The organism is Algibacter sp. TI.3.09 (assembly GCF_038154905.1).
Classification (GTDB): Bacteria; Bacteroidota; Bacteroidia; order Flavobacteriales; family Flavobacteriaceae; genus Algibacter.
Window position 1 is genome coordinate 1 of the sequence record NZ_JBAKAN010000060.1, and the last position, 290, is coordinate 290.

The window sequence follows — 290 nt, forward strand, 5'->3', positions numbered from 1 at the left end:
CCTTAACGGAACCACTTTAGACGAAAGTTTATTGGGAGCAACAAGCACAGATTGGCAAGATGAAATTTTTAGAAACTCCGTATCATCTAAACACAACATCTCTATGCAAGGCTCTTTATTTCAAGCCATTCCAACACGTTTCTCTTTTGGATTAACCAACCAAGAAGGCGCTTTAATGACTTCTGAATTTGAACGTAGAAACTTAGGCTTAGCTTTAAACCCTTCACTGTTTAAATATCATTTAAAAATTAATTTAAATGCAAACATGAGTTTTGAAGATAACCGTTTTG

1 protein-coding gene is annotated in these 290 nt (G+C 34.5%); it reads left to right on the forward strand.

Features of this window, described 5'->3' with window-relative positions; all coding sequences use genetic code 11:
- Window positions 1–290 (forward strand): hypothetical protein (locus tag V6246_RS18315; RefSeq protein WP_341561880.1); only part of this gene is annotated, 290 nt, incomplete at both ends.